Source organism: Acinetobacter sp. YH01018, assembly GCF_013420295.1.
In the GTDB taxonomy this organism is placed as follows: domain Bacteria; phylum Pseudomonadota; class Gammaproteobacteria; order Pseudomonadales; family Moraxellaceae; genus Acinetobacter.
Genome location: NZ_VOYL01000007.1, coordinates 28,312 through 46,996 on the forward strand (window position 1 = coordinate 28,312; position 18,685 = coordinate 46,996).

Consider the following 18,685-nt stretch of genomic DNA (forward strand, 5'->3'; position numbering starts at 1 on the left):
TTGATCACTCGTGTTGCGTAGTCTGCGCAGAGATGTTTACAGGGAGATGAAAATCAGCAGCAAAATCATTTATTTTTAATGCTGAACTTTCAATACAGCAACCGGTCGGGGTTGAGCCATTACATCGTGCTTTGGCATAAACATTCATCATGACCGGTTTCTTTTTAAATAAAAAATTTCAGGCTGAAACTTAGTCTCGGTACATAGTTTTGATATAGTAAGAACAATTTAAAATCAACATTGGGAATATGTTATGTCAGCAGCTCCACGCATTGGTGTATTGGGTGCAGGCGGTCGTATGGGACGCATCCTTATTCAGGCCGTTAAAGAAGCAGGTTACCAGCTTGCAGCAGCAGTTGAACGCCCTGAAAGCAGCCTGATTGGTGCAGATGCAGGTGAGCTTGCCGGTATTGGTGCTGTGGGTGTAAAAGTGGTAGGTAGTCTGCAAGAAGTTTTGCAAGACTGTGACGTGGTGATTGATTTTACTGCACCAGTTGCAACTGCTCAGCATTTAAAATTATGCCGTGAAGCAGGGGTGGCAATTGTGATTGGTACCACTGGCATGAATGATGAACAAAAAGCCTATCTGGATGACAGCGCAACGCAAACTCCTGTTGTTTATGCTGCCAACTATTCGGTTGGCGTGAATGTTTCCATTAAACTGTTAGAACTGGCATCTAAAGTGTTTGGTGATACAGTCGATATTGAAGTGATCGAAGCACATCACCGTCATAAGGTCGATGCACCGTCAGGTACAGCACTGATGATGGGCGAAGCCATTGCCGATACTTTAGGCCGTAACTTAAAAGAAGTCGCGGTGTATGGCCGTGAAGGTCATACTGGCCCGCGTGATCGTCAAACCATTGGTTTTGAAACGATTCGTGGTGGTGACATCGTCGGTGAACACACAGTGATGTTTATTGGTGAAGGCGAACGTGTGGAAATTACCCATAAAGCCACCAACCGTATGAACTTTGCCGCAGGGGCCGTTCGTGCCGCAGCATGGGTCGTGGGTCGCGAAGCATGCAAATATGATATGAAAGACGTACTGGGTTTTAACGATATTCAGGTATAAAAAATCGTCAAAATCATTTATAACAATACAACAAAATTAAAATAAGAAGCTCAACGGAATGAAAAAAGTGATCTTGATGGCTTGTGCCGTAGCCTGTTTGGCTGCTGCACAGGCTAAACCTGTCGATAATGCCAAGCTCAGTATTCACAAGAATAATATTAAAGTCTGGACCTACCAGAACAGCCAAAATCCGGTATTTTTATACAAAGCCGAAACCACTTATGATACATCTTTCGAAAAAGCAGTGGGGCTGATTCTGGATGTCGACCATGCGGTGAAATGGGTACCGTATATGGGCAGCGTGAAAGTACTATCGCGCGATGATAAAAAAGGCGAATTTTTATTGTATATGGTGCTGGATTTTCCTTTTCCGCTGAAAGACCGTGATTTGGTGGTACAAGGTAAAATGATAAAAGATGCTCAAGGCATCATCACGATCAAGAATAAAGCGGTTGATAAAGCTTATGCCAAAAATCCGGATTATATTCGTTTAACCCATTATGAAGGTGATTGGACCTTTCAGAAATTAGCCAATAATAAAGTCAAGGTTTCAACTTATGGTTATGCCAATCCTGAAGGTTCCATTCCTTTAACTTTTGTGAATATGTTTGTACAGCAGCAACCTTATCAGATGCTGCAAAAGATGAAGACAGAACTTGCCAAACCCTCAAGTATTCCGCTGCTGCCTGAAGCATTGCGCTATTAACAAAACGAAAAAAATTCCGCACTATGCGGAATTTTTGCCTCATCGTATCTAATGAAATTTGAACAAATTTAGTGGTGCATTCTCGCTCTTTTAAGGGTGAGTCAAGCCACTAGAGTTTTTAAATATTAATTTGTATTAAGTATCTAATATAAATAATTTTTTTCATATTTTTGGCTTTATTTTTAGTCTAAAATAGTATAAAATTCCAGCATCTAAATAGTGAATTTACTGATGATTTCAGGCGTTAAATTTCGAGCATACCCAACTCAGGAGCAGAAGCTTATTCTGAGCCAGTGGATGGGGTGTGCGAGATTAATCTGGAATGCTAAATGTGATGAAGATAAGTATTTTAGGAAATTCGCAAGCAAGTTTTTCCCTTTCAAAGCGTATTACTCAACTCAAGATCAGAAGTACGCTCAGTTTAGATCCAAAGAACTCACACCATGGCTTGCTCAATGCCCAGGAACCATCCTTAAAAATTCGACTGTGAATTGGTACAACACTCTTAAAAAGTCTATCAATGGTGTTTGTGGCCGACCAAAACGCAAAGCTAAAACCGATAAAGGCAGTATCTACCTCACTCGTGATTTGTTTAGCTTTGAGAAAGATCAGTTTGGTAAGGTTCGACTGCAAATTGGCGGTAAAAAGTTTAATATTGGCTACCTGAAATTTAAAGCGCATACTGACTTTAAAGAGCCTACTTCTTTGTATATTCGCAAGGAGCGTGGACAATACTTTGTATCTTTCTGCTATAAAGATTCGGTTATCATTGATGAGATTAAACTAGATGAACATTTAGATCATTTGCAACGTTTTACTCAGGAACAGCTTAATAACGTAGTGGTGGGGATTGACCGTGGTGTAACTATTCCTGTTTGTACTCCTGATCAAGAATTTGATTTCAGTAAAGAACAAAAGAATCATTTATCCAAAGCTGAGCGTTATATTAAACGCTTGCAGCGCAAACTCTCTAAACAGCAAAAAGGCTCAAACCGTAGAGCCAAAACCAAACATCGTATTGCGGTCCATCATGCAAAGAAAGCCAATATCCGAAATGATTTCAACCACAAGACTAGTTATAGCTTAGTTAATAATGAAAAGAATAAGGTCTTTATTTTTGAGAAACTCAATACTCAAAAAATGACGAAAAAGCCCAAGCCGAAAAAAGATGAATCAGGTCGATTTATCCCAAATAAGGCAAAGGCGAAAGCAGGATTAAATAAAGCAATCCTGAATGTTGGTTGGTATATGCTAGAAACGTATGTGAAATACAAAGCCAAGCATCTAGGAAAAGCGGTATTTAAGATTAGAGCAGCTTACACCAGTCAGGAGTGTGCTTCGTGCGGTCACACTCATCCCGACAATCGCAAAACTCAAGACAAGTTTAAATGCGTGAGTTGTGGTCATACTGATAATGCGGATAAAAACGCATCGAAAGTGATAAAAAGCAGAGCTATAAAATTAATTATATACACTGGAACGGTGTTGGAGGAGGATTTATTATCTTCCTCTAGTGGGCGTGGAGGCAGTCGTAAGACGATTAAGGCTAAAAACCCTAATCGCATTGTCGATGAAACGTCAAAAGAGATGATGACAACCTAGGTTGTTTTCAGAAACTAGTTGCTTTAGCTGCGAGTAGTTCATTTCAGCCGAATCACATAAAAATTAGAAGTCAGCTTTTAACACAATCCGGTAACGGGCCTGACCCGAATGCAGACGTTCAATCGCTTCATTCAGTTGTGACATTGGAAAAACTTCAATTTGCGGGGCAATATTTTTCCGCGCAGCAAATTTCAGTAACTGACGCAATGCAGCAGGCGAGCCAGTAGGTGAACCGGTAACCGATTTTGCGCCGCCAATCAGCATGCCGGCAGAGATCTGCATCGGTTCAAGTACCAGACCCAGCATATGTACCGTACCGTTTGGAGCCAGTGTGGTTAAATAGGCAGACCAGTCCAGAGTGACATTGACGGTACTGAGTAGCAAATCGAATTTACCACGTTGAGCTTTTAATGCGGCTGTATCACGGCTATTCACCACATGGTCTGCACCCATGGCTTTCAGTTCTTCAGTTTTATCTAAGTTAGACGTGAATGCGGTAATTTCACAGCCCCAAGCTTTTAGCAGTTTGATTGCCATATGCCCTAAACCGCCAATCCCAATCACACCCACATGATGAATGGCCTGAATCTGGTGTTTTAAAATCGGATCAAATACGGTAATCCCGCCACAGAGCAGCGGACCGGCACTTTCCGGATCCAGATCTTCGGGCAGGGGAATCACCCATTGCCAGCCTGCACGGACTTTATCGGCAAAACCACCGGCATGACCCACAATGGTCGCTTTTTTTTCACCGCTACACAGGACTTGCTGACCTGATATACAGGGATCGCAATATTGACAACTCTCAGCAGTCCAGCCGATGCCCACACGTTGTCCCACTTTCAGGCCTTTGGCTTCTGAACCCAACTGAATGATAGTGCCAATAATTTCATGTCCGGCCACCACGGGATAAACTGAAGATTTCCAGTCATTATTGATTACTGAAATATCGGAATGGCATAAACCACAATATTCGACTTTGACTTCCACCTGATGCGGCTGGAGTTCTCCGGCATCAAACTGATAGGGTTCAAGTGCTGCACCGGCCTTTAAGGCTGCATAAGCATGGATGAGATTGTCATTCATGGCGGAATCCTTTTATGGTTATAGTCACGTGTTAAGTTGATTTAAAAGTGCAATTATTTTCATGGTCATCGACCATACCGACAGCCTGCATAAAAGCATAGCAGGTAGTGGGTCCAACAAATTTAAAGCCTTTCTTTTTTAAGGCTTTGGATAGTGCAAGGCTAATATCTGTTTGGACCGGTGCCTGACGATAATCCGGCACATCATTGTGTAGGATCTGATGTTGAACAAAGCTCCATAACCAGTTGCAAACATTGATCTGTTGTGGTTTTAGTTCTTGGCTTAAATGCTGCCAGGCCATGGCATTATCACGAATGGCTTTGAGTTTGCCGATGTGTCGGATCAGGCCGGCATCCTGGAGTTTATTTTCCAGTTCTGCATCACTGAACTGGGCGATCTTGGCAATCGGGTATTGAAAGAAATGCTGCCGATAGCAGTCACGTTTTTTCAGTACGGTAATCCAGGACAGACCGGCCTGCTGTCCTTCCAGACACAGCATTTCAAATAAATGCGCCTCATCATGACTGGCTTTGCCCCACTCATGATCATGGTAGGCCATATACAGTGAATCATTCGAGCACCAAGCACAGCGTTGAACCGACATTTTTGATGCTCCTGACCAGGTTTAAAGCTTGAATTCAGTCCATTGATCTTGCTGGTTATCCCAGTAATACAGTTCGGCTTGCGGTAAGTCCGCGAATTGAATCCACATGTCTTTGCCGGCTTTTTCTGCAAAACCGGTACTGATCAAAAGCGCCTCTTCGGTAATTTCCATCACCCAGCCTTGGTGGGTTTCTCCTGCCAACACAATTTTTTGTTGATTGCCTGATTCAGCAAATTCGACCAAACGATTGATCAACGCTTCTGACATGAATAATTCCTAAAAATTAACGTAAATAAGGATAGGGATTCACCACACCACGACCCTTACCCTCCAGGTAAATAGCATAGTGTAAATGCGGTGCCGTATGACGTGCATTACCGGTATTGCCAACATAACCAATCAGATCACCTTTTTTGACATAATCACCGACATTTAAGCCGCGTTTATGCTCATCCAGATGGGCATAGTAATGCCAGGTTCCGCCAGGTCCCAGAATCCAAACCACTTTACCACCCAAATTGTTATTGCGTAAGTCGGCAATGAGTCCTTCTGTGGCACTCAATACTTTTGTTCCACGTGGAGCCATAATGTCAATGCCTTCATGAGTACGACCATGACTACGTGAAGCTCCCCAGGTATCTTTCAACTGTCTGGCTTGGATATTTTTTACCGGTATAGGCAATGATGATTTCAGCTGCATACTTTTCAGCTTTTGCACCTGAGCTGGGGGAAGTGGGGAAGACGGTTTTTGCGGCGTCGAGGTACATGCCGCAATCCACAAAATGATAAAACCCAAGAATAAGATTGAGATAAAACGTAGCACTGTTCATCCTTTTTTCATTCTAATCTATATGAAATTATTTGAACTACAGTGCCTGAATATCTCATAAATTTACTGCAGAGATCAATTTTTTCATCGCAGTGGGCAGGCCCATTGCTGTTGCACTTTTAGGGTCTAACCATGTACCTTTCATTTCGATTGCAAGATGCTCCTGCTGGTCAGCATCGACTGCAAAGCAAATGGCTTGCAGTTGCCAGGTAAAATGGGTAAAGCTATGCGTGATTTGCGTCCGGTGAATCACTTTTTTCAAACTCAAAGATTGGCACAGTCGTTCAAATTCAGCAGGATCTTCGATAATCGGCAGGCACCACAAGCCGCCCCATAATCCGCTATTGGGGCGTTGTTGCCATAACCATTCCTCATGCGACTGTAGCAGCAAAACTTGTGCTGATTTTACCGGAACAGGTTTTTTGGCTTTTTTAAAGGGGAGTTCGGTTTCTAGTCCCTGTTGGTGTGCTTTACAGTGCTGCTGCATTGGGCAATATAAACACAACGGTTTTTTCGGCGTACAGATGGTTGCCCCGAGATCCATAATCGCCTGGGTATAGTCATGATTGCGCTCAACCGGGCACAACTGTTCTGCCAGTTGCCACATTGCACGTTCATGCACAGGTTTGGACAGGTCATCTTCAATGGCAAAGAAACGTGCCAATACCCGTTTGACATTGCCATCCATAATCACACCGTACTGACGCAAACCGAGTGACATCAGTGCCCCGGCAGTGGATGGGCCAATTCCGGGAAGCTCAATCCATTCTTCTAATGTAGCTGGAAAATGACCTCGACGAGCCACCATTCCTGCAGCTTTATGCAAGTTTCGGGCGCGGGCATAATAACCCAGACCTGCCCAATACGGGGCTACATCATCCCAACTGGCCTGTCCTAAATCCTCAACGGTGGGAAAGCGTTCGATGAAACGCTCGAAATATTGCAGCACTGTTTTCACTTGAGTTTGTTGTAACATAATTTCTGAGACCCAGACTTTGTAGGGGTCGTCCGCGACTTGCCAGGGCAAATCATGGCGGCCATGAATGTCAAACCATGAAAGCAGGGCATCGGCAAAAGAAAACTGTGACATGTGAACCGTAGCGTGGGAATATACGAATAGTATAACGAAAATTGCCCAGTACTGCGGTGCTGTCCAAAGCAAAAAATGATGCCGAAGCATCATTTTTTGATGGATAAAGTCCAATCCATTTCATTCGCTGCTCATGCCCCAACGCTCGTCAAGTGTCAATGTTTGGCCTTCATAGCGTGGAATAACATGAATATGCAAATGTTCATCAACCTGGCCAAATACCGCACCATCATTAAAGCCAATATGAAAACCTGTAGGATGGTAACGTAGCTTTAATTCATTACGGGCAAGCTCAAGCAGAGACATCAGGCTTTTGCGTTCTTTGTCCGTGATATCAAAAAAAGAACTGACATGACGTAAAGGAACAATCACGGAATGACCTTTGGATAAAGCATTTGGTTCGGGTAAAATGACCCCGAAATCATTTTTATCAATGATGTCATATTCATCAAAATTGCAATATGCACAATTATTTGTAGTCATTGTTATATCCTCTCTAAATTATCCATGTCAGTGGATCGGTAAAAATAGCCAAACGATCTTTACCTTCATTGTTATTCACCAAGTCGTGTTTTAAATAATTCATACATGGCAGATAAACCTTGTTGTTCGGCTGCTGCGTTATAGCCCAGATCAATACCATTGGCTTTGGCACGTTCGTCTGCCAGCGGGTTGCTAAAACCATGTTTAGCATCTTCGAAGACAATCACTTCATGCTCGACTTGAGCAGCATGCATATCTTCTTTAAAGCGTGCGACATCGTCCAGGCTGACCATACTATCCAGTTCTCCGTGGAGCACTAAAATTTCAGCTTTTACCTGTCCGGGCTGTGCAGGGGTTTTCGGAGTTAAGTTACCATGGAAAGTCACCACAGCTTTTAAATCCGCACCAGAACGAGCTAGATCAAGTACCACTTTGCCGCCATAACAAAAGCCTATAGCTGCCAGTTTATCTGCATTTACTTCTTCTTGTGCAGCTAATGTGGCTAAACCTGAAGACGCACGGGTCACAATTGTTTCAGGATCTTCAAAGGTTTGCATCATCCATTCGCTGGCTTGAGGAACAGCTGTGGTGACTTTTTTATCTCCGTACATATCAATGGCAAGAGCGGCGTAGCCGTGTTCGGCAAGTTCACGTGCACGTTGTTCGGTGTAATCATTTCGTCCCCACCATTCTGGTGCCACAATAATGCCAGGGAGCGGTTTTTCCGATTCAGGTGCGGCAAAGTATCCGATCAAATGTGTTCCATCTGGGGCAGTGTACTGAATTTCGCGAGTTTTAATGCCGAGAGCCATGGATTCAATCCTTGTAATAAATAAAAAATGTCTGAATTAAAAAGTATAGAAAAGAATTTCTTTAATGATTGTACAAGATTGTTCAACTTTGACGACATACTAAGATGCATAAATTGAAACATGCTTTTAATTCAGTAGAATATGTATCTAAATATTTAATAAATAAGGAGTTAATATTATTTTTAGGTGTTGGGAAAAGAGAAAATAGATCGGCAGGATTTCAGAATAATGACCTCTTCCAGAACGGAGCGCAACATGTGCCAGAGTATCTCATCCATGCTAAAAATGGCGAGCAGTCATAACTGTTGGGGGAGTTTCAGATTGACCCACTCGCTATTTTGAAATGAGATAGTGACTGACCGATTACTTGCTGGATTTGGGCAATACTTCAAGCAGTTCGACATCAAAAATCAAGGTGCTATTCGGTTCAATCACATCGCCGGAGCCAATTTGACCGTAGCCAAGTTGTGCCGGAATGAAAAAGCGATATTTGGCCCCTTCGTTCATCAGCTGTAAGCCTTCCACCCAGCCTTGAATCACTTGGCTGACTTGAAATTCCGCTGGCTGGTTTCGGGCAATCGAGCTGTCAAACACGGTTCCATCAATGAGCCGGCCTTCATAATTGACTTTAACCACGGAATAGGGCTTTGGCGATTTTCCGTTGCCCTGTTTTAAAATCTGATACTGCAAACCTGATTTGGTGCTTTGAATACCTTCTTTTTTGGCATTGGCTGCTAAGAATTCCGCCCCAATTTTGGCATTGGCTTCGGCTTTTTGTTTTAATTCAATCAGCTGTTTTGCTTCACTTAGCTTTTTATGCTGATTCAAAACACGAGCCATTTCTTCATCCGTCAGGGCAGATTTAGCCCCTTGAGTGGCTGTCTTTAGACCCAGGATAAAAGCTTCCAAGTCTAAATCTTTAAATGATTCAGCATTGCTACGTCCCATTAAGTAACCGAAGCTGTAACCAACCTGTTCCTTTAAACTGCTGCTATTGGTCACCGTTTTTGCAAAACTTGCCGTTGTGAACATGCATAAACAAAGTAGTGTTATAGATGTTTTCATTTTCTTATCTCAAGATAAAGAAAGGAGAGCAAAAGCTCTCCTTAAAACTATTATTTTACTTTAATCAGTTCAACATCAAAAATCAGGGTGCTATTGGCAGGAATTGTGCCCGGAACACCTTGTTCGCCGTAGCCTAATTGTGAAGGAATATAAAGGGTGGCTTTACCGCCTTCTTTCATCAGTTGCAAGCCTTCAGTCCAACCGGGAATGACCTGATTCAGCGGGAATTCAATCGGTTGGCCACGTTCAATCGAGCTGTCAAATACCTTGCCATCGACCAGTTGGCCTTTGTAATGAACGGTAACCACAGAAGTAGCAGTCGGCTGTTTACCTGTACCTTCTTTGGTGATTTTGTACTGCAAGCCTGAAGCCGTGGTTTTCACACCTGGTTTTTTCGCATTTTCAGCCAAGAAATTGTCACTTGATGATTGAGCTGTTTTGGCTTGGTCCAGCTGTTTCTGTTGCATCTCTTTTTGGAACTGCTGATAGGCTTGTTGAAGTTCTTGTTCTGTATAAGCCGGTTTATTACGAGCATGCCCTTCACGTACACCTGTAACAAAACTGTTAATGTCTAATTCAGGCGGGGTTTGATGTGCGACTTCATAACCGAGCGCATAACTGATTTTTTCAACAGCAGAGGCATTTTTTGATGCTTTCGATGTCACGGTAGCCGGGTTTTGAGTTGCATAATAAACAGGTACAAGTGCAGCACCGCCTAAAAGAACAGCGACAGCGATGGGTAAGGCTTTACTCATAGGTTTTCCCAAAATCATTTTATATTAAAAAAGTTGCATTAATTTTAGCAGACTTTTCTATGCAGCACGTTTCGAGCGAATCGTGGTGTACAGAAATCCAATATATTCTTATCAACCCAACTATTCTATAACAGGCTGAATATAGAAAACATTTCTCATACAATAAAATATCTGTTTTTTATTTCCATAAAAAATAAGCCTCAAAAGCAAAAGCCAGTGATTTCCCACTGGCTTTCAGCCTACAGCGCTTTAAACGATATCGATGAAAAAGATTTAATCATTGTCTTTTGAGGCTTTATAACCATAAGTATAGTTATAGCCATAGCCATAGCCATAGCCATAGCCATAAGCGCCCGAGCCACGTTGAATATCATTCAAAATAAAGCCATTGACCTTAACATTGACTTGTTCAAAACGATTGACAGTTAATTCCAGTTCTTTCATCTGTGATTTTGCATATCGTGCGATGACTAAATTCACACCCGCATATTGTGAAATGATAATACCGTCTGTTACTGCCAGTACAGGTGGGGTATCGATAATAACGTGATCATAACGGGGTGAAATTTGTTCTAGAAGTTCCGAGAATTTTGCCGAACTTAAAAGCTCTGAAGGATTCACCGGACTTTTGCCGCGAGTAATTACATCCAGGTGGGTAACGTCAGTAGATTTAACAATACTTTCAAGTGCTTGTTGACCATTTAAATATTCAGCCAAACCGGACTGGTTGTCATGGTTGAAATACTTATGTAAATAACCACGACGCATATCACCATCAATAATTAATACCCGCTTATTACTTTGTGCCAAAATTGCTGCTAAGTTTGCAGAAATAAAAGATTTACCCACTTCAGGAGCAGGGCCGGAAATCATGATGATATTGTTTTTGGCTTTGCTTAAAGCAAAGTGAATGGCAGTACGCATACTGCGTAAGCTCTCGATGGCAATATCATCGCTATTTTTAATGGCTAAAATAGGAATATGCTTTTTCTTTTTCAGAAGCTTAATCCGACTTTCTTGAATCGGTGAACGTGGAACAGTGGCATAGACCGGTAAATCCAGTTCATTTTCAATTTGATCCGCATCTTTAATCCCTGAGCGCATCATATTGCGTAATAAAGCCAGTAAGGTTCCCAGGAAACCACCCAGGAATATGGCCAAAATTAAAATTTGCAGTTTCTTTGGTTTAATTGGTTCAATTGGCAATACAGCTGTATCTACAACCCGGACATTGCCAATTTCACCTGCTTTGGCAATGCGCAATTGCTGGTATGAGTTAAGCAGGGCGGTATAAAGCTGCTGTTTGACTTCAACCTCACGGTAAAGTTGCAAATAGCGGCGTTGCAAGTCTGGCAACTGTTTTAAGGTGCCATTCAGCTCGGCAATTTTCTTATTAATTGCGCCCAGTTGAGCATTCATTTGCTCCATCACCGGATGTTCATTGGTGTATTTTGCAGAAGCTTCTGCCAGTTTCTGCTCCAGTTCAGCTTTGGAGGTTTCAAGCTGAATGCTCTGGGTTAAATACAGTTCAGATTCTTTGGTCACATCCACAGTATTATACTGTTGGCGGAATTTGTTGAATTCGCGTTCAGCCACATCAAGCTGCTGTTTTAATTCTGGTAACTGCTCTTCAAGAAATTTAAGCGTTTGTGCGGTTTCAGCGGAGCGACGTTCAATATTTTGGTGGCTATAGGCAACCAGAATTGAGTTAAGGACTTTGGTAATATGCTCTTTGTCTTGACCTTGATAATTTAGGCCCAAAATGCCGGTCAGTTTGCCTTTTTCGGCCACAGAATAGTTATTTGTGATTGAACCCATTGCTGCGGGTAAAGACATTTTTTGAATATTATAGCTGTCTTTTAACGGGTCTTGAGTGTAAATGGCAACTTTCCAGGTTCCGGATGCTGAGCTGTGTTGGCTCTCCTGGTTGATCGGACCACTAATAACCACTTGCTGGGTTGCTGCATCTGTTAGAGTGAATTTATTGTCATTAAAATTAAGCAGCAAATTTTTGTCTAAATAGTCAGGTGGAACTTCAAACTTGCGAACCTCAAAGGACTGGGCATCATCCTTAAATAAAACAGATTTGTTTTGATATTGGGTTTGATAATCATGGGGGTGTAATAAACGATCAAAAAAACTGTTTTCTGTGCCTGAAATTTTTAAATCGAGATTTAAGTTTTTAATAACAGAACCCAGTACCAAACGGGACTTGAGAAGTTCTATTTCAGCTTGAGCTGGTTGCTTTTGCTCAATCATATTGGATAAATCACCCAATAAAGCAGCAGAGGTTCCCTTACTTTCCTCTACTTGTACCAGGGCATCCACTGAATAGGTATCCGGCGTTGTTTTTAAATACAGCAGTGCAGAAACCAGACTTAAAATGATGCAGAGTGCTATCAGTTTCCATTGCGCAATCAGTGAAAAGAAGAGTTCTTTTAAATCAATAGTATCTTCAGTATTGGTATTTTGGCTCATAATTTTGCTATCAAAAAGTTAAATATGTTGTGTCCAGTCGCTAATACAATCCCGTATTAACTGACAGGTTTCATCAAAGACCAATTGCTCATGCTGGTAAGGGTCAGGAACGTTTCTGCCTTGCCAATGCCCTAAGCGGAAAGTTTTTCCTTTCGCAAAAGGCCAGGTCTGCTCTATATGCTTTTGCTGATTTTGACTCATCACTAAAACCAAGTCTGCTTGCTTGATTTGCTTTGCATCCAGTTTTTTTGCAATATGAGCACTTATATCAATACCTAGATGCTGCATACAAAGTGTCGCTTTGGGGTCTGCGTTATGGCCGACTAAAGCGGCAATACCTGCAGACTCAATATGCAGTTGCGGATACTGCTGTTTTAAGAAATATTCAGCCATCGGGCTACGACAGATATTGCCTACACAAACTACAAGAATGTTCTGAATTTGCATTATTGCCCCAGGCGATCCAAATTATAAAGTGCATTCGAGAATGGAATAATTTGGTTCACGACACGTTGCCAACGCGCCAGGCCGGAAGCATCGACATAGACAATATCATTGCTGCGCATTTTGAACTTGTTGGCTAAACCAAAATCGGCAATACTGGTTAAATCCAGTTGATATACTTCAGTCAATGGATTCATAGCATCGCTACGGACGACATAAATTTTACTTCGGCTCGCAGACAGCGGATTTAAACCTAAACTTTCACCTAAAACATCACTTAAACTCATGCCCTGATCACGCATTGGCAGGGATTGGTTTTTACCCGATTCACCCATCACATAAATTTTTTGGTTTTCACGTGAATTGACATATAAAGTGTCATTGGGTTGGATCAGCAGGTTATGTAAGGACAGTCCGGCTTTTTCCAGTTCAATACTATTGAGCTGATAGGTGCGACCTTGTCTGACCAGGGTAATAGATGTGTTATCGCCTTGCTGGGAATTCACTCCACCTGCCATGCCCAAAGCGGTATATACACTGATAGGTTGATCACTGAGCGCAAATTGTCCACCTTTCATCACATTGCCTTGTACAGAAAAGCGCTTGCCTTGATAGGACAAGATGCGAGCAATCACATCCGGTGTTTTTAAATAACGAGACAGCTGGTTGCGTAATTCCTGATTAACCTGTGTTAATGATTTTCCTGCTGCTTTATAACGACCAATCATGGGAAATTGAATATAACCACTTTGGTCAATTTGATAACCATTAGCCTGAGCAGACTGTTCACTACTTATTGAACTTGTAGGCGGGGTAATTTCAGGATAGGCCCAAAGATAAATAGAAAGAATATCTCCAGGACTCAATTTATAATTTTTATGGGAAGTATTAAATAAATGGGCATAATCCTGACGAATATTGATTTCAGCAGGCTGCACGGCAAACAACGATTCTTGGGTGAGTTTGATTACATTGACTTGAGTGCCCAAATCCGTTTGATAAACTCCTTCGCTTGGTAAGTCATAAGTTTGAAGACCTGATGTAATAGCACAACCAGTCATTCCTAAACTCAGTGCAAACATAACGCTATAACGGTAATAACTCACTCGAAATCCTGTTTATAAAAATAATTTTAAATTAAATATATAGGTCTAATTCGTCCAAAAATAAATTTGAACTCTATTATTTTATACCATTAATGTTTTGTTACCTAGTCTAAGATGTTGTTGAATCGTAAGATGTTAGGTATAGGAGAGGAAATACTACTTGGTTATCATTAAATAAGGAATTGTGGGAAAATAAAATTTATTTATTGCATGATATTTTTCGCGTTTATAAGTCCTCATTTTAAGATTCACATAAATTGTCCGTTTGAATGATCGCTCCCATAAAGACAATATTTTACAATTAAAATTACTACAATTTCTGTTATATTATAATGCTATTTACAACGTCACGATGATCAAGAATTCATCGATCGCATAGGCTTCTATATGTTACAACTCTCTGAACTGAAAATAGCAATTATTGGGCTAGGTTATGTCGGTTTACCCTTAGCTGTAGAGTTTGGAAAACAAGTCCCTGTTGTTGGTTTTGATATTCATCAAAAGCGTATTGATGAATTAAAACACGGTCAAGACCATACCTTAGAGGTCTCGCCTGAAGAATTAAAACAATCTACTCATTTAACCTATACTGCAAATTTAGAAGATCTAAACGACTGCAACTTCTTTATTGTGACGGTGCCGACCCCGATTGATGAATATAAACAGCCGGATCTGACGCCACTGGTCAAAGCCTCACAAAGTATTGGTAAAGTGCTGAAAAAAGGCGATATTGTTGTTTATGAGTCGACAGTGTATCCGGGAGCCACTGAAGAGGTGTGCATTCCTGAACTGGAAAAAGTATCCGGTCTAAAATTTAATCAGGATTTCTTTGCTGGTTATAGCCCAGAGCGCATTAATCCGGGTGACAAATTGCACCGCGTGACCAATATTCTCAAAATCACTTCAGGTTCTACTCTAGAAGTCGCCGATTTTGTCGATCAGGTTTATAACCTGATTATTGAAGCCGGAACTCATAAAGCGTCTAGCATTAAAGTTGCTGAAGCGGCAAAGGTGATTGAAAATACCCAGCGTGATGTCAATATTGCGCTGATTAATGAGCTGGCCTTGATCTTCAATAAAATGGGGATTGATACCGAAGCGGTGCTTGAGGCTGCAGGCACGAAATGGAACTTCCTGCCGTTCCGTCCGGGTCTGGTTGGTGGTCACTGTATCGGGGTTGATCCGTACTATCTCACCCATAAAGCGCAAGCGATTGGTTATCACCCTGAAATTATCTTGGCTGGCCGCCGTTTGAATGATGGCATGGGCGCTTATGTGGTGACTCAGCTGGTGAAAGGCATGCTGAAAAAACGCATTCAAGTGGAAGATGCCAAGGTGTTGATTTTAGGCTTAAGTTTTAAAGAAAACTGTCCCGATATCCGTAATACCCGCATCATCGACATCGTCAATGAATTGAAAGAATATCACGTGAATGTAGATGTTTATGACCCATGGGTAGATCGTGCCGAGGCCGAGCATGAATATGGGATTGATCCTGTTTCGACATTAATAGACTACAGCTATGATGCCATCATTTTGGCGGTGGCACATCATCAGTTTAAAGAGATGGGCGTAGAGAAAATTCGTGCCCTGGGCAAAGCGGAACATGTTTTATATGATTTGAAATATGTACTTGCTCAGTCTGAATCTGATCTTCGTTTGTAATTTAAAAAGTGTTAGGAAGTATCGTCATGAGTCAATATCAGCTGGTTTGTGAACAGTTAAAGCAAGCACCGAAAACGTGGCTGGTCACGGGGGTTGCCGGTTTTATTGGCTCTAATCTGCTAGAAACACTCCTAAAACTTGATCAGACCGTTGTCGGTCTGGATAACTTTGCTACCGGTCATCAGCATAACTTAGATGAAGTGCAGTCATTGGTCAGTGCAGCGCAGTGGGCAAAATTCACCTTTTATGAAGGGGATATCCGCAAAATTGAAGACTGTCAAAAAGCCTGTGCTGGTGTGGATTATGTCTTGCATGAAGCAGCGCTTGGTTCAGTGCCACGTTCGATTGCTGACCCGATCACCACCAATGAAACCAATATCAGCGGTTTCCTGAACATGCTGACTGCGGCGCGTGATGCCAAAGTCTCCAGCTTTACCTATGCAGCCAGCAGCTCAACCTATGGTGACCATCCGGCATTGCCGAAAGTGGAAGAAAACATTGGCAAGCCTTTGTCGCCTTATGCCGTGACTAAGTATGTCAATGAACTCTATGCTGATGTTTTTGCTAAAACTTATGGTTTTAAAGCGATTGGTTTACGCTACTTTAATGTGTTTGGCCAGCGTCAGGATCCGAATGGGGCCTATGCGGCAGTGATTCCGAAATGGACCGCAGCCATGATTGCTGGTGATGATGTGTTTATCAATGGTGATGGCGAAACCAGCCGGGATTTCTGCTTTATCGATAACACGGTTCAAGCCAACATTTTGGCAGCGACCACACAAGATGATGCAGCAAAAAATCAGGTCTATAACGTCGCAGTGGGTGACCGTACCACCTTGAATGATTTGTATCGTGCAATTCAAGCAGCACTTACGGAAAATGGCGTAAATTACACTAAAGATGCGGTGTACCATGACTTCCGTGCCGGAGATGTGCGTCACTCCCAAGCCAGCATTGCCAAAATTGAACAAGCCTTGGGTTATGCACCTGAGTTTCGAATCGATGCCGGTATTCAGCTGGCCATGCGCTGGTACGTTAAAAATCTGACATGATTGCGCGTATTTTCGCCAAATATCAGTCGATTGGCTTAATCACGTCGAGTTTATTGGTAGGTGCGATAATTACATTTATCGCACTTCCTTTTTTAACGCGCCTTTATTCGGTTCAGGATTTTGGTGAATATGGCATTGCATTGGCTGTGGTCAGCGTTTTATCGACCATTGCCAATTTGCGTCTCGATCAAGCCTTACTGGTCGCGGAAGAGCAGGACAAAAAAAGCCTGATCTTTGAAGGAGCGATGTTCTCCACAGCTATTGTAGCGGTCAGTGCCATCATCTTAAGTTTTATTTTTAATGCGGCTGTGGTGGTTGCCATTTGTAGCGGTGTGTTGGCCAATACCCTGATTCAAAGTATCTATAACTATAAATTTGCCGCGCATGCCGAATATTTCTGTGCCGGACTGAATATTTTGCGTAGCCTGATTGTGGTGCTGGTGCAGCTGGGTTTGCCCTTCTTGATGAGCATCAGTCTAGTCAACAGTTACAGTGTCAGTTCGGTGCTGATGCTACTGTTTATATTGATGTATATTGTAAGAAATCAGCTCTATCAGGTCAGTTGGCAGGCATTTAGGCACTATAAAGATTTTATTTATTCCAATACGCCACATGCTTTGCTGAACAGTTTTTCGCATAACTTGCCTTATTATGTGGTCTCGCATTTTGTCGGTGTTCAGGCGATGGGCTTTTATGCCATTGTAGAGCGGACCTTGCGTGTGCCGATCAATTTAATGTCGCAAACCATTCGTCAGTTCTTTATTCGGAAATTTAAAACTCTGGAAAATAGCCAGGAAGCCTTAAAAAGCAGTGTGCTGCTTAGTCTGCTATCTTTACCCTTGTTTGCTGCATTCTTTGTGCTGCCAGAATCCCTGTATTTATGGGTGTTTGGCAAAGACTGGGTGGGTATTTCCACCTATTTTCAGATTTTGGCCTTGGGCTATTGGGCAATTTTCTGTAATCCGCCCAGTTCGGCCTTCCTGATTGCGCAGCGCAATAGTCATGTGCTGTTTAGATTGCAGATTATTGAGTTATTGATTAAATTCGTTTTATTTTTCGGCCTGTATCTACTGGTAGAAGATAAAGTCTATATGCTGCTTGCCGTGCCGGTTGCCTTGATTTTTTATAACTTTGCCATTTTATTCTCTGTGTGGAGTAGCAAAAAGTGATGTTTTTTAAAGCTTTAAAACTCATGAACTGGTTCACTGCACAATGCCGCAAGGTGCTTTATAATCAGGCCTTTGCTACCCGGTTTAAATATTTTGGCAAAGGCACTACGCTTGAAATTGCAGGTCAGGTGCGTATGGGTAAAAATGTCTATATCGGCGATCAGGTCAGCCTGATTGTGGAACCAGGCGCAACGCTCAGCATTGCCGACAACAGCTTTATTGGTGAAAGTTGTTATATCAAATGTTTTGGTGGCAATATCAGTATTGGTCAGGATGTCAGCATCAATTCCAAGTCATTTATCAATGGCTGTGGTGGAGTCGGCATTGGCGACAATACCCGTATTGGCACGCAAAGTATCATTATTGCCAGTAACCATAAATTTGATGATCCGGATATCTTGGTGAAAGACCAGATTACCAAGCAGGGGGTCAGCCTGGGTGAAAATATCTGGCTGGGTGCCCGGGTGACGGTTCTGGATGGCGTGAAGATTCCGGACAACAGTGTAATTGGAGCGTGCAGTCTGGTTTCCAAAACGCTTGCCGAGCCGGGAATATATGTCGGCATTCCTGCCAGAAAAATCAAATAAGCCTGGCAATGCAATTATATGCCTGAAGCCAATTTAGGCGTAAAATAGCCCACTTCTCGCATTTTTTGTTTTGCTGC

Annotated in this window: 20 protein-coding genes; 7 read left to right on the top strand and 13 right to left on the bottom strand. The window is 42.2% G+C overall.

Features of this window, described 5'->3' with window-relative positions; translation table 11 throughout:
• Nucleotides 1-4: 4 nt before the first annotated feature.
• Entirely contained in the window at nucleotides 5-151 is a 147-nt protein-coding gene (locus FTT83_RS04160) for a hypothetical protein (protein WP_180082073.1), read from the bottom strand.
• A 102-nt stretch (nucleotides 152-253) separates the two neighbouring features.
• Between FTT83_RS04160 and dapB the strand changes: the two genes are divergently transcribed.
• The 3 genes from dapB to FTT83_RS04175 all read left to right on the top strand — a co-directional run bounded on the left by dapB (nucleotide 254) and on the right by FTT83_RS04175 (nucleotide 3,383).
• Nucleotides 254-1,075: a 4-hydroxy-tetrahydrodipicolinate reductase gene (dapB, locus tag FTT83_RS04165; protein WP_086196765.1), complete on the top strand. Its 822-nt coding sequence runs from the start codon at nucleotides 254-256 to the stop codon at nucleotides 1,073-1,075.
• 58 nt (nucleotides 1,076-1,133) lie between these two features.
• Nucleotides 1,134-1,781, top strand: a complete 648-nt coding sequence (locus FTT83_RS04170; RefSeq protein ID WP_180082074.1) for an START domain-containing protein — start codon at nucleotides 1,134-1,136, stop codon at nucleotides 1,779-1,781.
• A gap of 219 nt (nucleotides 1,782-2,000) precedes the next feature.
• Nucleotides 2,001-3,383 carry an RNA-guided endonuclease InsQ/TnpB family protein gene (locus FTT83_RS04175; protein ID WP_373456103.1) on the top strand — a complete coding sequence of 461 codons (1,383 nt, stop codon included), beginning with the start codon at nucleotides 2,001-2,003 and terminating at the stop codon, nucleotides 3,381-3,383.
• 63 nt (nucleotides 3,384-3,446) lie between these two features.
• On the opposite strand, the gene FTT83_RS04180 is transcribed toward FTT83_RS04175, so the two are convergent.
• The 12 genes from FTT83_RS04180 to FTT83_RS04235 all read right to left on the bottom strand — a co-directional run bounded on the left by FTT83_RS04180 (nucleotide 3,447) and on the right by FTT83_RS04235 (nucleotide 14,111).
• Nucleotides 3,447-4,469 (bottom strand): NAD(P)-dependent alcohol dehydrogenase, encoded by a 1,023-nt coding sequence (locus FTT83_RS04180; RefSeq protein ID WP_180082076.1) that lies wholly within the window; start codon nucleotides 4,467-4,469, stop codon nucleotides 3,447-3,449.
• A gap of 31 nt (nucleotides 4,470-4,500) precedes the next feature.
• Nucleotides 4,501-5,073, bottom strand: a complete 573-nt coding sequence (locus FTT83_RS04185) for a DNA-3-methyladenine glycosylase I (protein WP_180082077.1) — start codon at nucleotides 5,071-5,073, stop codon at nucleotides 4,501-4,503.
• A gap of 21 nt (nucleotides 5,074-5,094) precedes the next feature.
• On the bottom strand, nucleotides 5,095-5,340 hold the full coding sequence (locus FTT83_RS04190) for a hypothetical protein (protein WP_180042687.1): 246 nt from the start codon (nucleotides 5,338-5,340) through the stop codon (nucleotides 5,095-5,097).
• A 16-nt stretch (nucleotides 5,341-5,356) separates the two neighbouring features.
• A complete protein-coding gene (locus FTT83_RS04195; RefSeq protein ID WP_180176289.1) occupies nucleotides 5,357-5,896 on the bottom strand; it encodes a M23 family metallopeptidase in 540 nt (179 codons plus the stop codon).
• A 61-nt stretch (nucleotides 5,897-5,957) separates the two neighbouring features.
• On the bottom strand, nucleotides 5,958-6,992 hold the full coding sequence (gene mutY / locus FTT83_RS04200; protein ID WP_180176288.1) for an A/G-specific adenine glycosylase: 1,035 nt from the start codon (nucleotides 6,990-6,992) through the stop codon (nucleotides 5,958-5,960).
• Nucleotides 6,993-7,112: 120 nt separating this feature from the next.
• On the bottom strand, nucleotides 7,113-7,475 hold the full coding sequence (locus FTT83_RS04205) for an HIT family protein (protein WP_180042684.1): 363 nt from the start codon (nucleotides 7,473-7,475) through the stop codon (nucleotides 7,113-7,115).
• 71 nt (nucleotides 7,476-7,546) lie between these two features.
• Nucleotides 7,547-8,287 carry a dienelactone hydrolase family protein gene (locus tag FTT83_RS04210; RefSeq protein ID WP_180176287.1) on the bottom strand — a complete coding sequence of 247 codons (741 nt, stop codon included), beginning with the start codon at nucleotides 8,285-8,287 and terminating at the stop codon, nucleotides 7,547-7,549.
• A gap of 363 nt (nucleotides 8,288-8,650) precedes the next feature.
• Entirely contained in the window at nucleotides 8,651-9,352 is a 702-nt protein-coding gene (locus FTT83_RS04215) for an FKBP-type peptidyl-prolyl cis-trans isomerase (RefSeq protein ID WP_180042681.1), read from the bottom strand.
• A gap of 50 nt (nucleotides 9,353-9,402) precedes the next feature.
• Nucleotides 9,403-10,107 carry an FKBP-type peptidyl-prolyl cis-trans isomerase gene (locus FTT83_RS04220; RefSeq protein WP_086196753.1) on the bottom strand — a complete coding sequence of 235 codons (705 nt, stop codon included), beginning with the start codon at nucleotides 10,105-10,107 and terminating at the stop codon, nucleotides 9,403-9,405.
• Nucleotides 10,108-10,380: 273 nt separating this feature from the next.
• On the bottom strand, nucleotides 10,381-12,585 hold the full coding sequence (locus tag FTT83_RS04225) for a polysaccharide biosynthesis tyrosine autokinase (RefSeq protein WP_180176286.1): 2,205 nt from the start codon (nucleotides 12,583-12,585) through the stop codon (nucleotides 10,381-10,383).
• An 18-nt stretch (nucleotides 12,586-12,603) separates the two neighbouring features.
• A complete protein-coding gene (locus FTT83_RS04230; RefSeq protein WP_180176285.1) occupies nucleotides 12,604-13,032 on the bottom strand; it encodes a low molecular weight protein-tyrosine-phosphatase in 429 nt (142 codons plus the stop codon).
• Nucleotides 13,032-14,111 (bottom strand): polysaccharide biosynthesis/export family protein, encoded by a 1,080-nt coding sequence (locus tag FTT83_RS04235; RefSeq protein WP_218951829.1) that lies wholly within the window; start codon nucleotides 14,109-14,111, stop codon nucleotides 13,032-13,034. The genes FTT83_RS04230 and FTT83_RS04235 overlap by 1 nt, the downstream gene beginning before the upstream one ends.
• Before the next feature lie 411 nt (nucleotides 14,112-14,522).
• Here FTT83_RS04235 and tviB point away from each other — a divergent pair, with 411 nt between their 5' ends.
• The 4 genes from tviB to FTT83_RS04255 are packed head-to-tail and all read left to right on the top strand — an operon-like array spanning nucleotide 14,523 to nucleotide 18,608.
• Nucleotides 14,523-15,800 (top strand): Vi polysaccharide biosynthesis UDP-N-acetylglucosamine C-6 dehydrogenase TviB, encoded by a 1,278-nt coding sequence (gene tviB, locus FTT83_RS04240; protein ID WP_180176284.1) that lies wholly within the window; start codon nucleotides 14,523-14,525, stop codon nucleotides 15,798-15,800.
• Between the two features lie 26 nt (nucleotides 15,801-15,826).
• Nucleotides 15,827-16,852, top strand: a complete 1,026-nt coding sequence (locus tag FTT83_RS04245; RefSeq protein WP_180176283.1) for an NAD-dependent epimerase/dehydratase family protein — start codon at nucleotides 15,827-15,829, stop codon at nucleotides 16,850-16,852.
• Nucleotides 16,849-18,021 (top strand): lipopolysaccharide biosynthesis protein, encoded by a 1,173-nt coding sequence (locus FTT83_RS04250; protein WP_180176282.1) that lies wholly within the window; start codon nucleotides 16,849-16,851, stop codon nucleotides 18,019-18,021. Before FTT83_RS04245 ends, FTT83_RS04250 begins: the two co-directional genes overlap by 4 nt.
• Complete coding sequence (locus FTT83_RS04255) at nucleotides 18,021-18,608, top strand: DapH/DapD/GlmU-related protein (protein ID WP_180176300.1); 588 nt, start codon at nucleotides 18,021-18,023, stop codon at nucleotides 18,606-18,608. Before FTT83_RS04250 ends, FTT83_RS04255 begins: the two co-directional genes overlap by 1 nt.
• Nucleotides 18,609-18,685 lie beyond the last annotated feature (77 nt).

Excerpts from the sequence above, each read along its gene's own strand:
- FTT83_RS04160 (WP_180082073.1), bottom strand. The coding sequence starts at position 151 with ATGATGAATGTTTATGCCAAAGCACGATGTAATGGCTCAACCCCGACC.
- dapB (WP_086196765.1), top strand. The coding sequence starts at position 254 with ATGTCAGCAGCTCCACGCATTGGTGTATTGGGTGCAGGCGGTCGTATG.
- FTT83_RS04170 (WP_180082074.1), top strand. The coding sequence starts at position 1,134 with ATGAAAAAAGTGATCTTGATGGCTTGTGCCGTAGCCTGTTTGGCTGCT.
- FTT83_RS04180 (WP_180082076.1), bottom strand. The coding sequence starts at position 4,469 with ATGAATGACAATCTCATCCATGCTTATGCAGCCTTAAAGGCCGGTGCA.
- FTT83_RS04185 (WP_180082077.1), bottom strand. The coding sequence starts at position 5,073 with ATGTCGGTTCAACGCTGTGCTTGGTGCTCGAATGATTCACTGTATATG.
- FTT83_RS04190 (WP_180042687.1), bottom strand. The coding sequence starts at position 5,340 with ATGTCAGAAGCGTTGATCAATCGTTTGGTCGAATTTGCTGAATCAGGC.
- mutY (WP_180176288.1), bottom strand. The coding sequence starts at position 6,992 with ATGTCACAGTTTTCTTTTGCCGATGCCCTGCTTTCATGGTTTGACATT.
- FTT83_RS04205 (WP_180042684.1), bottom strand. The coding sequence starts at position 7,475 with ATGACTACAAATAATTGTGCATATTGCAATTTTGATGAATATGACATC.
- FTT83_RS04210 (WP_180176287.1), bottom strand. The coding sequence starts at position 8,287 with ATGGCTCTCGGCATTAAAACTCGCGAAATTCAGTACACTGCCCCAGAT.
- FTT83_RS04215 (WP_180042681.1), bottom strand. The coding sequence starts at position 9,352 with ATGAAAACATCTATAACACTACTTTGTTTATGCATGTTCACAACGGCA.
- FTT83_RS04220 (WP_086196753.1), bottom strand. The coding sequence starts at position 10,107 with ATGAGTAAAGCCTTACCCATCGCTGTCGCTGTTCTTTTAGGCGGTGCT.
- FTT83_RS04225 (WP_180176286.1), bottom strand. The coding sequence starts at position 12,585 with ATGAGCCAAAATACCAATACTGAAGATACTATTGATTTAAAAGAACTC.
- FTT83_RS04230 (WP_180176285.1), bottom strand. The coding sequence starts at position 13,032 with ATGCAAATTCAGAACATTCTTGTAGTTTGTGTAGGCAATATCTGTCGT.
- FTT83_RS04235 (WP_218951829.1), bottom strand. The coding sequence starts at position 14,111 with ATGTTTGCACTGAGTTTAGGAATGACTGGTTGTGCTATTACATCAGGT.
- tviB (WP_180176284.1), top strand. The coding sequence starts at position 14,523 with ATGTTACAACTCTCTGAACTGAAAATAGCAATTATTGGGCTAGGTTAT.
- FTT83_RS04245 (WP_180176283.1), top strand. The coding sequence starts at position 15,827 with ATGAGTCAATATCAGCTGGTTTGTGAACAGTTAAAGCAAGCACCGAAA.
- FTT83_RS04250 (WP_180176282.1), top strand. The coding sequence starts at position 16,849 with ATGATTGCGCGTATTTTCGCCAAATATCAGTCGATTGGCTTAATCACG.
- FTT83_RS04255 (WP_180176300.1), top strand. The coding sequence starts at position 18,021 with ATGTTTTTTAAAGCTTTAAAACTCATGAACTGGTTCACTGCACAATGC.